Genomic DNA, 13,571 nt, shown 5'->3' on the forward strand with positions numbered 1-13,571 from the left:
CGCACAAGCGTCACGGCTTCAGCAAGCGGAAGAATTTCACGCCGGAGCTCACAGGCACCACGACCTTGTTCGTGCCTGCATCGTTGATGATTGGGCGGGTTGAATTCGTCCAGGTGCTGAGGTTGGGGCTCTCCTGGAGCTGCCAGCCGGTGAAGGAATCCGGCCAGGAAACATCAAAATTTCCGGGCGTGGTGACGGAAAGCTTCACATCCGGTTTCACGACGACGTCATTCACGCCCAGCATGAAGGGGCTGAGGCTGGGGGTGACGGCCTCGATGGTGTTGGTGACAGGATTGACCTTGCAGGGCAGCTTCTCCCACTGGCCGTTGCGGAAGTGGTAGATGACGAGCTGGTTCTCATCGTAGCCGGCGGGAAGGAGCGCCGGATTGTAGGCGAACTTCAGTTTGATGCTGCCCGTGTGAGCCCCGCTGTATTTCAGGTTCCAGCGTTGACGGCGCGTGCCGTTCGGAAGCTCGAAGCTGGGCAACGAGAACTCGCCATCGTCCTCACGTTCCTGCATCTCGTCATCATCGGCCTCGGAGTATTCGCCAAAGAAGGTGCCTTCCTGGTCGATGTCCTCGAACTCGAAATCGACGCCGCCAGTGTGGCCGGAGCCGCCATTGCAACTGCCGCCGCCACCCGTTCCATTCGAGCCGCCACCGGTGACGATGACCTTGGTGCCGGTGAGCAGGCTGAGGACGACGTCAAAGCTCACGCTCTGGCCATCCGGAAGGCTTCCGAGCTCCCAGCGCTGGGCTCCGCTGACCCAGCGGTGCGACGGAGCAAAACTGTCGCGGTTTTTGCGGCCGAGATAGGGCGCATGCTGCCAGTTGTCCTCCACGGACAGATGAACGCCGTCACTGGGCTTGCCGACGGAATGGTCGTCGATGCCATTGCCCTCCGTGCCATAGCTGCCGATCTCGAAGGCGCTCGGAGCGAGCTTGGCATGGAAGCCGATGAGGTCCTCAAGCCCCACGCTGGAGCTTCCTGAACCAGAAGCACCTTCATCGATGCCCGACATCGTCATGTCGTATTGGTATTCCGTCAGCTTCCCGGCGTAGCTGCGGTTGTCATACTGCCCGTGCTGCGAGATGAAGCCGTGCAGGAACTGGAAGAGCTGGATGTTGCTGAGGGTCGTGCCGCTGATGTTCTTGACCACGAAGGTCTGGTTCATGACGTAGCGGTTGCTGTTGACGTGATCGGCTGCCGACGCCGAAGACGCCGGCGTGACGCCCATCGGCGTGCCGACGACGGTGTCCACCATTTCAAAGCGGAGCGTGACTTCGATGTCGTCGTTTGCGATGACGGATTCCGCGATGGGCAGGCCGTCGAGGTTGATTCCGACGAGGTGGATCGGCGTGACCACATGGAAGTCGGAATTCGTCTGCCAGTCCGGGAAGAGGAAGTTGGGCTCGAACCAGGTGGGATTCTTCGTCTGACCGTTCCGGGTGTATGCAATGGCGCTGCCCCATTCACCGGAGAGATACTCGCGACCTTCGAAGCCGGGTGTGTTGTCGAGCAGGAAGTCGGAGTAACCGAAGTCGGTGAGGGTGATGTTCCAGTTTGGATTGGCCAGCAGCAGACTGCCTCCGGTGCTGGATGCGGGACTGATCACCAAATTGTCCACCAGGAAACGGCGGGCGCCGGCGGGCGCGTCTGGCAACTGAACGATGATTTGATCGAAACTGGCGTCAGCGGTGTTCAGCGAGAGGGAACCCACCGGCAAGGTGTCTCCCGGCGTGACAGTTCCGTGCGCAATGGCCGTGCCCACAATCACCGGAGCACCGCTGGAGTTGTCGATTGCGGTGATCTGCACCGTGGAGGCCACGGGAACATTCAACGCCTCCACCGTGGCGAAGTCGAGACTCACGCCGGTCACCGGCTGGTCGAACTGCACCATGAGCACCGCATCATCCACCTGTGGATCGAGGTAGTTTCCGCTGAACTGCGACAAAACACGGCCGCTCGCGGCTTCGGTGGTCACTTTGAAGTCGCCTGCTGCGGTCGAAGAGAAGGACGCCGTGTAGCCGCCGTTGAGCTGGTCAAATGGCAGCGGCAGTTCCAGCAGCAGTTGCGGTGACGCGGTGTCGAAATCGAACGGAATGGTGACCGGCACCGGTGCGAAGTTGGCCGTGAACACGCCCGCCGCCGTGGGGGTGAAGGTGTAACTGGCATCGACACTGACTTCCGTGCCGGTGGCGTCGGTCCAGTTCACGAAAGCATAGCCGGGAAGAGGCACTGCCGAAAGCGTGACACTCGCACCTGAGGCCACCACGCCACCACCACTCACATTTCCTGCGGTGAGCGGACTGGCCGCCGCTCCGATGACATTGCCTGCGACAAAGTTCGCCACGAGGGTGCGATTCGCTGTCGCGGTGAAGCTGTAAGCCGGGTTGTTGCTCACGGGAGCGCCGCCTTCAGTCCAGTTCACGAAGCCGTAGCCGGCGTTCGACGTGGCTGTCAGCGTGACGTTGGCTCCACTGGCCACCGCACCGCCACCACTGACGGTGCCGCCAGCGGCAGGAGCCGCGCTCGCAGTGATGGTGACACCGCCGATCGGCGCGAAGTTTGCCACGAGATCGCGATTCCCGGTCACATTGAAGTTGTAGGGGTTTGCAGTGCTGACGACGGTACCGTTCTCCGTCCAGTTCACGAATTGATAACCAGCATTCGGTGTGGCGTCGGCCCGGGCGTTCTCGTCGAGCTTGTAGCTGGAGCTGTCCATCTCGGTCGTGCCGCCGGCGGCGGGAGCGGAGGTGGTGGTGACATAATAGACCTGCGTGAAGGTCGCCGTGAGGGTGACATTGGCCGTCGCGGTGAAGGTGTAGGACGGGGTGGAGCTCACGTTTGAGCCACCGTTCTTCCACTTGGAGAATTTGTAGCCCGGATTGGCCGTCGCCGTCACGGTGACGCTCGATCCATCCGCGTAAACACCTGCGCCAGTCAGCGTACCCGCTCCCGCAGGTGAGGACGCCGTGGTGATGGTGCGTGGTGTGCCGCCGAGAAGGGTGAAGTTGGCCACGAGGGTGCGACTGGCCGTGGCGGTGAAGGTGTAGCTGGAGTTCGCACTGACCGGGTTGCCGCCTTCCGTCCAGTTGACGAAAGCGTAGCCGGGATTCGTGGCGGGCGTCACCGTCACGCTGGAACCGCTGGCGTAGCTGCCAGCGCCCGTCGTGGTGCCGCCGAGCGCCGGTGTGGCGGAGGTGGAGATCGAGTAGGCCGTGCCCTGCGTGAAATTCGCCACCAGATCGCGGTCGGAGGCGATGTTGAAGGTCAGGCTGGAGGTGTTGCCCACCACAGCGCCGCCTTCGGTCCAGTTGACGAAAGTGTAGCCCGCGTTTGGCGTGGCGGTGACGGTCACGCTGTCGCCTTCACTGAATTGACCGTCGCCGGTCGTGGTGCCACCCGCGATCGGGGACGAGCTGGTCGTCAAAGCGAAGACCGGCAGGAAATTCGCCACCAGCGAGTGATTCACGTCCATCGTGAGCGTGTAGCTGCTGTTGGTGCTGACGACGGTGCCATTGTCCGTCCAGTTCGCAAAGGCATAGCCTGCGGTCGGCGTCGCCGTCACCGTGGCATCGGCGCCGATGCCATACGAACCGTCGCCAGTCGTGGTGCCGCTGCCCACAGGTGAAACCGTGGTGTCCAGCAAGCTGGCCGGAGGAGGGGGCGCTCCTGCGGCGGCAATGATGAGGGTGTAATTCTTCGACACATCCGGGTGAACCTCGTCACTGGCGGTGATCTTGAACTGGAAACTTCCGCTGGCGGTGGGAGTGCCGGAGAGCACGCCGGTGACTTCGTCAAAGCTCATTCCCGGCGGCAGATCGCCCTCTCTCACGGCTGTGAAGGGCAGGGCCCCCTCGATGACGACTGTGCGGGCGGCGTAGGGCGAGTTGATCATGCCTTCGCTCACATGGTCGATGAGTCCGACTGGTGCTTCCACATCCACCGCGGCCATTTGGGAGCCGGTGAAATCGCCCACGACCACCTTCGTCGCCATGTCCTCGGTGACAGTCACCCATTCGCCGCCGACCATGTGATGATTGTAGGTTCGCATGCCTTCGCCATGCACGCCATCGGGATCGACCGTGTCCGCCATTGCCTCGCCACTCTCGCCGTCGAGCGGTCCGGTGTACTTGTAGAACTCGTAGCGCCGTGTCACCACCTCGTCGCCATTCGGCAGATCCTCGGGCGCACCAGCCAGCTCGTCATTCGCGCCCCCATCCGGGATGTTGCGCTTCTGCAGGATGCGCCACTCCGTTTCGACCTCGTCCGGCTCGCCATTCGCCCAGTTTTTGTCGTCGGCCTTGGCGGGATCATCGCTCACCAGCTCACGCAGCTTGATCTCCTTGTTGTTGTGCGTGGTGGTCTTGATCTCCTTCACCCACACCGCCTTGCCGAATTCCTTCACGGGCGGCACCGGTGGCACGGGCGGCTGGATCACCGCCTGCACCTGCGCCGCCACGCCGACGACCGGCGGAAAGTAGGTGAACTGCGGCGTCGCCACCTGCACCGCACCGCCGTGAATGAGAGCACCGCTGCCATTGTCGATGAGCCAGTTGTAGCGGATGGCACCGACCGCCTTGCTGTAGCCGACGCCAAAGTGCTCGCCGCCGAAGTTCACACTCGGATTCGTGAACATGTGGCCGTTTGTCGGCGCGATCGGGCCGCTCGGGATCGCTGTGTAGGCCGCCCAGGATCCATCCGCGTTCTTTTTGCTCTCCCAGCGGATGCGGCACTTCGGATGCAGCGGGTCCGTGTCATCCTGCTCAAAGCGCGGCACGCCGTAGTGGTTGTAATTGTAGGTGTAGGTGATGTCCGTCGTGCGGCAGTCCTCGATCTCGATTTCGAAGCCGTGGCAGACGTGCCCGGTGTCGTTGACCGTGTCGAAGTTGTTGATGCTGCCGTAGGCGATGCTGGCGCGGGCAGTTTCACCAGCGAGCAGGGCCGCCAGGGTGATGAGGGCGAACAGGATGCGTGTCATGATCGTGTGTTGTTTTGGTTCAAAGGCGGGCGTGCTGCTCCAGATCGGAGCGGAGGCGTTTGCAAATGCGGTGCAGGCTGACGGACACCGCCACGCGCGTGCGGCCCAACGAGGCCGCGATCTCCCCATGGGAGTGTCGCAGGTGAAAGCGACGTTGAATGAGATCCTGCTGATCAGGCGGCAACGTGGAGACCTGATGCGTCAGCGCGGCCATCAGCCTGCGGTCCGTGGCATGATCGGTGGACGAGTGCAGGCGGCTTTCCGCATGATAGGCCGCCTCACGCGCCCGGCGGCGCGTTTGTGTTGCGCAGTTCCTTCAGCGCCAGATGCCAGGCAATCGTGCGCAGCCAGGCCAGAAAGCTCTGTCCCGGCTCAAAGCGCCTGCCATGCCTGAACGCACGCACCATCGCCTCATGCGCACATTCAGCGGCGATGTCCTCCGCCACACGTGAGCTCAGCCACACGCGGATGGCTGGCACGCAGGCATCGTAAAGCCGTGTGGCCGCGTCGGAATCCCCCCGCAATGCCTGCATGAACCACGCACCGCGCTCATCGCGGGCGGCTTCGGGCATCTGTGGGCTGACGGAGTTCATGAGATGGGCTTGCGTGAAATGGAACCACTTGTCCCGTCCGATGGGAACCCTGGCTCGGTAACCATTTGGTAGGATTTGTGGTGCCGGAGGAGCACTCGTCTTCCTCGACAGCACCATCTAGCCACAGCCGGGGCTCCATCACACGTTAGCGATTGGTAATGAAGTAACGGGATGGTTACGGAACCCCGTTTGCTCACGGCTTCACCAGCCGGAAGAACAGCCCGCCGCTCGAAGATGGGATGCTGATCTGGTTCCGCCCGCCGCTGGTCGTGATGATCTGCGTTGATGGCGTCCAGTCCAGGAGATCGCCGCTCTCTTCGAGCAGCCAGTCCAGCGAGGAAGGCCACGTGAACTGGAAATCGCCCGCCGGAGTGGCAGGCGGGGTCACCTCCATCACTGGCAGCACGGCAAAATTGGCCACGAGCACCCGGTCGGCACCCACAGTGAATGTGTAGTCTGGCAGCGTGCTTTTCTCGACGCCGGCCTCCGTCCAGTTGACGAAAAAGTGGCCTGGGTTCGCGGTGGCCGTGAGGGTGCAGGAGGTCCCGCTGTCAAAGGTTCCCGCGCCGGCCGCTGTGCCCACGCCAGGAGATGACACGCTGGCGGTGATGTTGAATGTCAGCGGCGGCAGGGGCGGATTCGTGTCGATCAGGGTGAGCGCGGTGAGCGCAAAATCGCCCCACATGTGAATCTTGTACGTGTCGTAGTTCACCAGCGACGGCGTGTAGGAGAACGAAGCGCCACCGTAACCCGTGCAGTCGTACATCAGCGGATCGTTGAAGGCGTCCTCACCATCCACCAGCGGCATGATTTCAAACGCCGCGCCAGCCCCGGCCGTGTTGAGCAGGATTTTTCCAGTGAATGCCTTCAGGTCGAACTTTTTACCGTCCGCCCGCTTGAGGGTGATGTTGGCTCCCTTGCCCAACAGCGGCCCGGCGGTGATCGCCTGCGCCTGCACGCCCGTGGGCCAGTTCACACTGAAAAATCGCCCCGTCGGCTGTCCGCCTTGCACCGGGGACCAGTAACCGTCCACGGAATAGGTGAAGGTGTAGTCGCCGCTGCGGATCGTCACGGAATTGATGCTCGAAGCCAGCACGGTCCGCGTCTGTGCGGCATTGAAGAAGACATTCGTGTACGTCACCGCGAAGGCCGTCACGACCTGAATCCAGGCGACGAGGAGGACGATTGCCCCGGTGAAAGTCGGTGAACGAGGTGTTTTCATGTCGGCAGAGGGTAGATTCTCCTCACGGATTCGGCGTCTGCCGCGTGGCCTCGATGCGGATGAAACGGGCGGGTGCGTTGTTCGCGGGGACGGTGTCGCGGACTTTGAGTTCGCTGGTGGTGTTCGTGAGGATGGTGCCGGCAGTCCAGTTGAGGAGATCGCCGGAGGTTTTGATCGTCACAGGCATGTCGGGCGGCAGCATGGGGCCGCGGAAGGCGCGGAGCGTGAGGTAATTCGTGCCGCCGACGTTTTCGATGGCGTTCACGGGCTTCGAGGGGCTCGGCAGCACGGGATCGAGGCCGAGCGCGTATTCGATCCAGTCGCGGATGCCGTCGCCATCGGTGTCGAGCGTGTAATCGGTGCCGCCGACGGTGACGGAGATGGTCGCGGGCTTGGAGTCGATGTAGCTGCCGCTGTCGCTCGCGATGTAGGTGAAGACATCCGGGCCGCTGTAGCCGGGATCGGGGAAATACGTCGCGACTTTGGCGGCGATGCCGATGGTGCCGTGCATGGGCTGCTGGATGACGCGGAGCTGCGGATTCGTGCCGCTGGCAGTGAGGGTGATGCTGGTGGGTGTATTTAGCGGCACGCTGAGCTGGCCGCTGGCGACGGTGGGTCCGGCGTGCGTGCTCGGATCGCTGCTGCTGGGGCCGTTGTGGCAGTAGTAGCAGCTCACCTCCATGCCGCGTTTTAGCGTGAGGATGCCAAATTTCGTGCTCAGCGAGCGATCAGCCTGCGCCCGAGAGAGCGCTGTGCCGCGGTAGTCGCTGCCGTGGCATTCGCGGCATTCGTTGATACCCACGTTGCGTGCGATGTCGGCATGATCACGCACCCAATTCGTGCTGCCGATGGGATGGATGCCATGCGGGCCGCCGACGCTGTTCGTGGGCATGGTGGCATGGCAAACGGTGCAGTCCGCGAGCTTGCCCCGATGCCCTTGCTTGTTCCAGGCATACACATTGTCGTCGCGATGCAGCGACGGATACTCCGCATGCGTGCTGCCATGACAGGCGCTGCAAACGAGCCCGCCGTGGCCTTTCGAGAAACGAAACAGCGAGATGCCAGCGGCGGGCGTATTCGCATTCGTGGCAAAGCGCTGGTTCGCAGGCACACGCATGGTGGTGCCGGTGGTGAAAACGCTGGTGAAGCGAATTTGACCTTCGTTCGCCAGCGCATCGCCGCTGTGACAGGCCTGGCAGTTCGGCTCATGCAGCCAGCCGGTGCGTGTGGAGGCACCAACGGCGGCCATGTTGCCATGGCAGCTCTGGCATTGCATCACGAGCGAGCCATCGGCGGGATTCACCGCACTGCCCATCGCGCCGCGCAGGCAGCGCGTCTCGCTGCCGGGATGGCACATGTAGCAGGAGTTGCGGCTGGCGATATTGTCGAGCTGGAGGCCGTTGGTCGGATTGATGACCGTGGCGTGCTTCGAGTGCATCGCAGCCGTCAGCGGCGGCACACCCGCCGCACCGCCGGTGCCCAGCGCCTCCGACGCATGACAATGCGCACACAGCACCTGCTTGTTGGCATTCACCACGCTGTGATAAAGGCCCTGCGAGGGATAACCCATCGCGGCCAAAGCGGCGGCGTAGGCAGGTTTCGCGGCGTTTTTCTCGTCGTGCAGGCGCAGGATGTTCAGACGGAAGTCACGCTTGTCGTTCGCGTCGTTCACCCAACCTGCGGCGGGCATGGCCGCAGCGGAACCGGTGCCGGATGTGTGGCACGCACGGCAATCCATCTCATCCGAGACCGGCACAACGATGTCGGCGCTCGCAAGCACGGTGTTCGAGGCGTTTTTGACGGACACACGCATCAGCGGATACGCGTTTTTGTGCCCAGCATCGTCGGTGGGGCAGATCGGGATGCCAGCAGCCTCAAACCAGTTCATGCCCGCGACCCAGTTCATGGCTTGTGGCGTGTTCGCGGCCCCGGGCATCGACTTTCCGGCCAAACCGGCATCGACAGGCAGATTCGCCCCGTAGAGGACGGCGGCGAAATCATAGAAGTTCGTCTTTCCGAGCGCCGTGGTATTGATCGAGCCATCGGGATTCGCGATGGCTTGATACGACACCGTGATGCCCGCCGCCGCAGGATCGGTGATGAGATGACCAGCCGCATCCATGACCTGCGCATTGATCGTGTTGAAGGGCGGCAGGATGGAAAAGACGGAATAATCATCATCCATGCAGTGCATGCCCAGATTGTTCCAGGCCACCACCGTCCATTGGCCGCCTCCGGCAAAAGACTGACAGGCCAGACTCAGCACGAGAAGCGCCACGACACCGGCACGCAGCAGGTTGGATTTCATGCCGCCATTACACCGGAAAATCGCACCCCGGGCACGTTAGCGTTTGGTAATGAAACGAAAAGGTGCTGACGCGGCGGCCATTTCATGTCAAAACGGCCTCCCAACGCGCCATGCACCTGCTCCTCGTGGAAGACGATGCCGAGCTCGCGCGCCAGACCAAGCTCTGGCTGCGTGAGGCAGGCCATGCCTGTACGCATGTGGATCGTGCGGAGACGGCGCTGCGATTGCTGGCGAAAGAGGCCTTTGACGCCGCCATTTTCGATGTCGGGCTGCCGGACATGGATGGCTTCACGGCCGTGGAGCAGATGCGCGCGCGCGGTTTTGGCGTGCCGGTGCTCTTCCTCACCGCCCGTGGCGATGTGACCGACCGCGTCCGCGGTTTCAAGGCGGGTGGCGACCAGTACGTGATCAAACCGTTCGCCGTGGAAGAGCTGCTGGCGCGGCTGGAGGCCATGGAACGCCGCTCCGGCGCACCACCACACGCGGGCATCCGGCAGTTCGGCCGTTGGGCCATGGATCCCGTCAAGCGTCGCCTGCGCGAGGGTGAAAACGTGGTGGAGCTACAACCGCGGGAGTGGACGCTTCTGGAAGTGCTGCTGGCCAACGAGGGCAGGACCCTGACCAAGAAATTCCTGCTCGAAAAAGTCTGGGACATCCAGTTTGATCCCGGGACGAACGTCGTGGATGCGATGATCTGCCGCCTGCGGCGCAAGATCGACACGCCAGGACAGCCCTCCCACCTGCAAACCGTCCGCGGCAAAGGCTATGTTTTCAAAACTGTTCCCTGAGCGCCTGTCATCCATCTGGCGGCTGGGGCTGCTGCTCACCATCCTGCTCGTGTGCAGCACCGCGCTGTGCATCTCCGTCGCCGGATGGACGATGAAGCAGAACCTCAGCACCATCGCCCGCGCCGTGGTGCTCGATGACCTGGGCGAGTACGCGGTGCTCTACAACCGCAACGGCCTCAAGGAGATCAAGGATGTCTTCGCCGCAGGCGGCCATGAGAACGACCAGGCCGTGCGCATCACCCAGCCGGACGGAACCGTGCTGTTCGAGCAGATCCCGCGTGCGGTGGAGGGTTATCGATGGCCGGCGAAGACCCCGAAGAAACTGAAGCTCTCCGAGACCCTGCTCATGACCATCCAACACGCCGGCAAGGAGCAGGAGCTGCTGGCAGGCTGCCAGGTGCTCAATGACGGCAATCTACTCTGGTTCGGCCGCACCGATGCCGAGGATCGCGCCTATGTGGAGCACATTCGCGGGCATCTGCGGCTCGCCGGCCTCGTGTCGGCCGCGTTCATGCTGCTGCCGCTGTGGTGGTTCGTGCGGCACGTGCTGCGGCCGGTGCAGGAAATGATGAGCAGCACGCGACGCCTGGCCGAAGGCAGCACCGACGCACGTCTCCAGGCCCCCGGGGCCGTGCCTGAACTGCAAGCCTTCGCCAAGGCCTTCAACCACGGCCTCGACCGCATCGACGCCCTCACCTCCGAGCTGCAAAATGCGAACGACAACCTCGCGCACGAACTGCGCACCCCGCTGGCACGCATCCGTGGCAATTTGGAGACCTTTCACGACCACACCGACAACGAAACGGCCCGCGACGCGGCAGCGCGTGGCTTGGAGGAGATCGATCGTGCCGTCGAACTCGTGCAGACCATCCTCACCACCCGCGCTGGCGAGCACAAGGCACTCAAGCTCCACCTGGAGATCCTCGATCTTCGCGAGCTGCTCACCGATTTGCACGATCTCTACAAGGCTGCTGCCGACGAGCGCGGCCTGACCTTCGCCTTGGAGGCATCCGAGTCGAGATGGGCGCTGCTGGACCGCCAGCGCATCAATCAAGCCGTCGCCAATCTGCTCGACAATGCCTTCGCGTACACGCCCCGCGGCGGCACCGTCCGCCTCGTACTGGCTGTCCGCGATGATCAAGCCCGGATTTCCGTGATTGACACGGGTCCTGGCCTCACTGCGGCAGATCTCGACAAAATCTGGCAGCGCTACGTGCGCGGCAGTGCCGCCACGGCCAACACGCCCGGCATGGGACTCGGCCTCAGCCTCGTGCGGGCGCTCGCCCATGCGCACAACGGCAACACCGGCTGCCGCAACCGCGACGAAGGCGGCGCCGAGTTCTGGATCGAACTGCCCGCCGGAGACCCGCTCGCCAGCGCGAATGGGGTGTGAGGCTCGGAAGAAAGTAAGTTTTGCACCTTCCGGTCCTTCCCACTACACTGAATCCATGATCAGTGTCCTCGACACGCCGGAAGCGCGGCAGACCGTGTATCCCCTCACCGTGGAGTTTTACCACGAGGCGGGACGGCTCGGATTGATCGGTGATGATGTCGAACTGCTGGAGGGAGTGTTGTTCACCAAGATGTCCAAGTCGCCCATGCATCAATCCCTGGCGCGGAAGCTCCAGCGCCTGCTCGAAAACGCGCTGCCCGACGGGTTTTTCGTGGATCGAGAGTGCCCGATCACGTGCGCGAGATCTGAGCCGGAACCGGATGTGGCCGTTTTTGCCGGAAAGATAGAGGATTACGAGCACCATCACCCCACCACCGCCGAACTGGTCATCGAGATTGCCATCAACACCCTTCAACGCGACCGCAGCAAGGCTGCCGTTTACGCCGAGGCCGGGATCAAGGAATACTGGCTGTTCGAACCTGAAAACGGGTCGCTGGTTTTGTTTCAACACCCGGCCGTATCTGGTTATGGCACGCGCAGTGAATTCTCACCCAACGAGGAGGCTCGCAGCAGCCTGTTTCCTGGGTTCGCGGTGCGGCTGGACCCATTGCTGACCTGATGGGGCCGGTCCGCCACTGGAAAACGCTCGCCCTGCGCCTCTGGCGCGTGGCGTTGCTCGCAGCGGCCGTGGTGGCGATCCGCCGGGCGCAGCAGACGGAGATGGCGGAGCTGACGGTGGAGCGAGTGCGGGACTTTTTCCCCGCTGCAGCCGTTTTGATGCCGCAGAATGGGATGCAGATGGTCAAGGACGGGTCCGGCATCACGCTCGGGCATGTGATGCAGACTTCACCGGAGGCGGATGACATCATCGGCTACGCGGGGCCGACGAACACGCTCATCGCGCTGGACTCACGCGGCAAGGTGCTGGGGCTGCGCATCCTGCACAGCGGTGACACGACGGATCACGTGGCGGAGGTGGTCGGAGAGCGGTCGTTCTTCAAGCAGTTCACGAACAAGAAGCCGGCTGAGGTGGCGAATCTGCGCGTGGATGGTGTTTCAGGCGCGACACTGACCAGCAGCGCGATCGCGGAGGGCGTTCTGCGTCGTCTCGGCAAAAGCGCGACGACATCGCTGCGCTTTCCAGACGCGATCACTCTCGACGAGGTGAAAAAAATCGAGCCGCAGGCTGCGAAGCTGCGCGAATCGACGACGCATCCCGGTTCGCAGGAAGTTCTGGATGTGACGGGCGAAACGATCGCGCTCGCCGTGCGCACAGCACCGGCTTCGGATGGCATCGTGGGCTACAAAGGCCCAAGCGACACTTTCATGCTGATGGATGCGAGCGGTTCAACGCTGCGCGGCATCGCTTTGCGCCGCAGTTATGACACGGAGCAGTATGTCGGCTACGTCACCGGTGATCCGGCGTTTTTGAAGACGTTTGACGGCATGGCGCTGGAGCAGATCGCGAACATCGACTTTGCCGAAGCCGGTGTGGAAGGCGTCTCCGGCGCGACACAGACGAGCTACGGCATCGCCGAAGGTGTGCGGGTGCGTGCGCAGTCGCTCATCAAGGAAAAGGAGGCGAAACGCGGCTGGTGGACGCGCATTCGCTGGCGCTGGCAGGACACGGGGCATGTGGCGATCATCGCCGCCGCATTTGCGATGGCTTTCACGCGCTTGCGTGGCATCGCATGGTGCCGCCATGGACATCATGCGCTGCTGGTGCTCTACGGCGGCTTCATCGCGGGTGAAATGCTCTCGCAGGGATTGCTCGTCGGCTGGGCGGCGCATGGCACGCCGTGGCGGAATGCGCAGGGGCTGGTGCTGCTGGCCGCTGTGGCATTGCTGGGTCCGGTTTTCACCAGCAAGCAGCTCTACTGCCACCACATCTGCCCGCACGGAGCCTTGCAGCAGCTCGTGGCACGAAGGTTGCGCTTCCAGTGGTCGCCTTCGAAGCCGGTGGAGCGTGTTTTGACCAAGCTGCCGTTCCTGTTGCTCGCGTTCGTGCTGCTGAGCGTCGCCATCGCACTGCCGCTCAATCTGAACGCGCTGGAGCCGTTCGACGCGTATGTGTTTCGCGTGGCCGGCTGGGCCAGCATCGCGATCGCGGTGGGTGGATTGCTGTGGTCGCTGGTCACGCCGCTGGCTTATTGCCGCTTTGGTTGCCCGACGGGCGCGTTGTTCAAGCTGCTGCGCTTCACCGGCGACGCGGATCGTTTCGGTACGCGTGACTGGCTGGCCGCGCTGTGTGTGGCGGGCGTTCTTCTGTTGGCTGGCGGCTGA

General features: G+C 63.0%; 9 protein-coding genes. 4 read left to right on the forward strand and 5 right to left on the reverse strand.

The genetic code is table 11. The features are described from left to right. Positions 1-10: 10 nt before the first annotated feature. From IAE77_RS26245 to IAE77_RS26265, 5 genes are all read right to left on the reverse strand, one after another. A complete protein-coding gene (locus IAE77_RS26245) occupies positions 11-4,984 on the reverse strand; it encodes a putative Ig domain-containing protein (protein ID WP_294233223.1) in 4,974 nt (1,657 codons plus the stop codon). Between the two features lie 19 nt (positions 4,985-5,003). After that, positions 5,004-5,198 (reverse strand): sigma factor-like helix-turn-helix DNA-binding protein, encoded by a 195-nt coding sequence (locus IAE77_RS26250; protein WP_294233226.1) that lies wholly within the window; start codon positions 5,196-5,198, stop codon positions 5,004-5,006. Between the two features lie 64 nt (positions 5,199-5,262). Further along, the gene (locus IAE77_RS26255) at positions 5,263-5,577 is read right to left on the reverse strand and encodes a sigma factor (RefSeq protein ID WP_294233228.1); all 315 of its coding nucleotides are present in this window, start codon (positions 5,575-5,577) and stop codon (positions 5,263-5,265) included. Positions 5,578-5,770: 193 nt separating this feature from the next. Beyond that, complete coding sequence (locus tag IAE77_RS26260) at positions 5,771-6,799, reverse strand: hypothetical protein (RefSeq protein ID WP_294233233.1); 1,029 nt, start codon at positions 6,797-6,799, stop codon at positions 5,771-5,773. A gap of 22 nt (positions 6,800-6,821) precedes the next feature. Beyond that, on the reverse strand, positions 6,822-9,107 hold the full coding sequence (locus tag IAE77_RS26265) for an Ig-like domain-containing protein (RefSeq protein WP_294233236.1): 2,286 nt from the start codon (positions 9,105-9,107) through the stop codon (positions 6,822-6,824). A 110-nt stretch (positions 9,108-9,217) separates the two neighbouring features. Here IAE77_RS26265 and IAE77_RS26270 point away from each other — a divergent pair, with 110 nt between their 5' ends. Genes IAE77_RS26270 through IAE77_RS26285 form a run of 4 tightly spaced genes read left to right on the forward strand, consistent with a single transcriptional unit; the run spans position 9,218 to position 13,571 of the window. After that, on the forward strand, positions 9,218-9,895 hold the full coding sequence (locus IAE77_RS26270) for a response regulator transcription factor (RefSeq protein ID WP_294233239.1): 678 nt from the start codon (positions 9,218-9,220) through the stop codon (positions 9,893-9,895). Further along, a complete protein-coding gene (locus tag IAE77_RS26275; RefSeq protein ID WP_294233242.1) occupies positions 9,873-11,288 on the forward strand; it encodes a HAMP domain-containing sensor histidine kinase in 1,416 nt (471 codons plus the stop codon). The genes IAE77_RS26270 and IAE77_RS26275 overlap by 23 nt, the downstream gene beginning before the upstream one ends. Positions 11,289-11,343: 55 nt before the next feature. Beyond that, a complete protein-coding gene (locus IAE77_RS26280) occupies positions 11,344-11,907 on the forward strand; it encodes a Uma2 family endonuclease (RefSeq protein WP_294233245.1) in 564 nt (187 codons plus the stop codon). Then, complete coding sequence (locus tag IAE77_RS26285; protein WP_294233248.1) at positions 11,907-13,571, forward strand: FMN-binding protein; 1,665 nt, start codon at positions 11,907-11,909, stop codon at positions 13,569-13,571. The genes IAE77_RS26280 and IAE77_RS26285 overlap by 1 nt, the downstream gene beginning before the upstream one ends.

The organism is Prosthecobacter sp. (assembly GCF_014879935.1).
Lineage (GTDB): Bacteria > Verrucomicrobiota > Verrucomicrobiia > Verrucomicrobiales > Verrucomicrobiaceae > Prosthecobacter.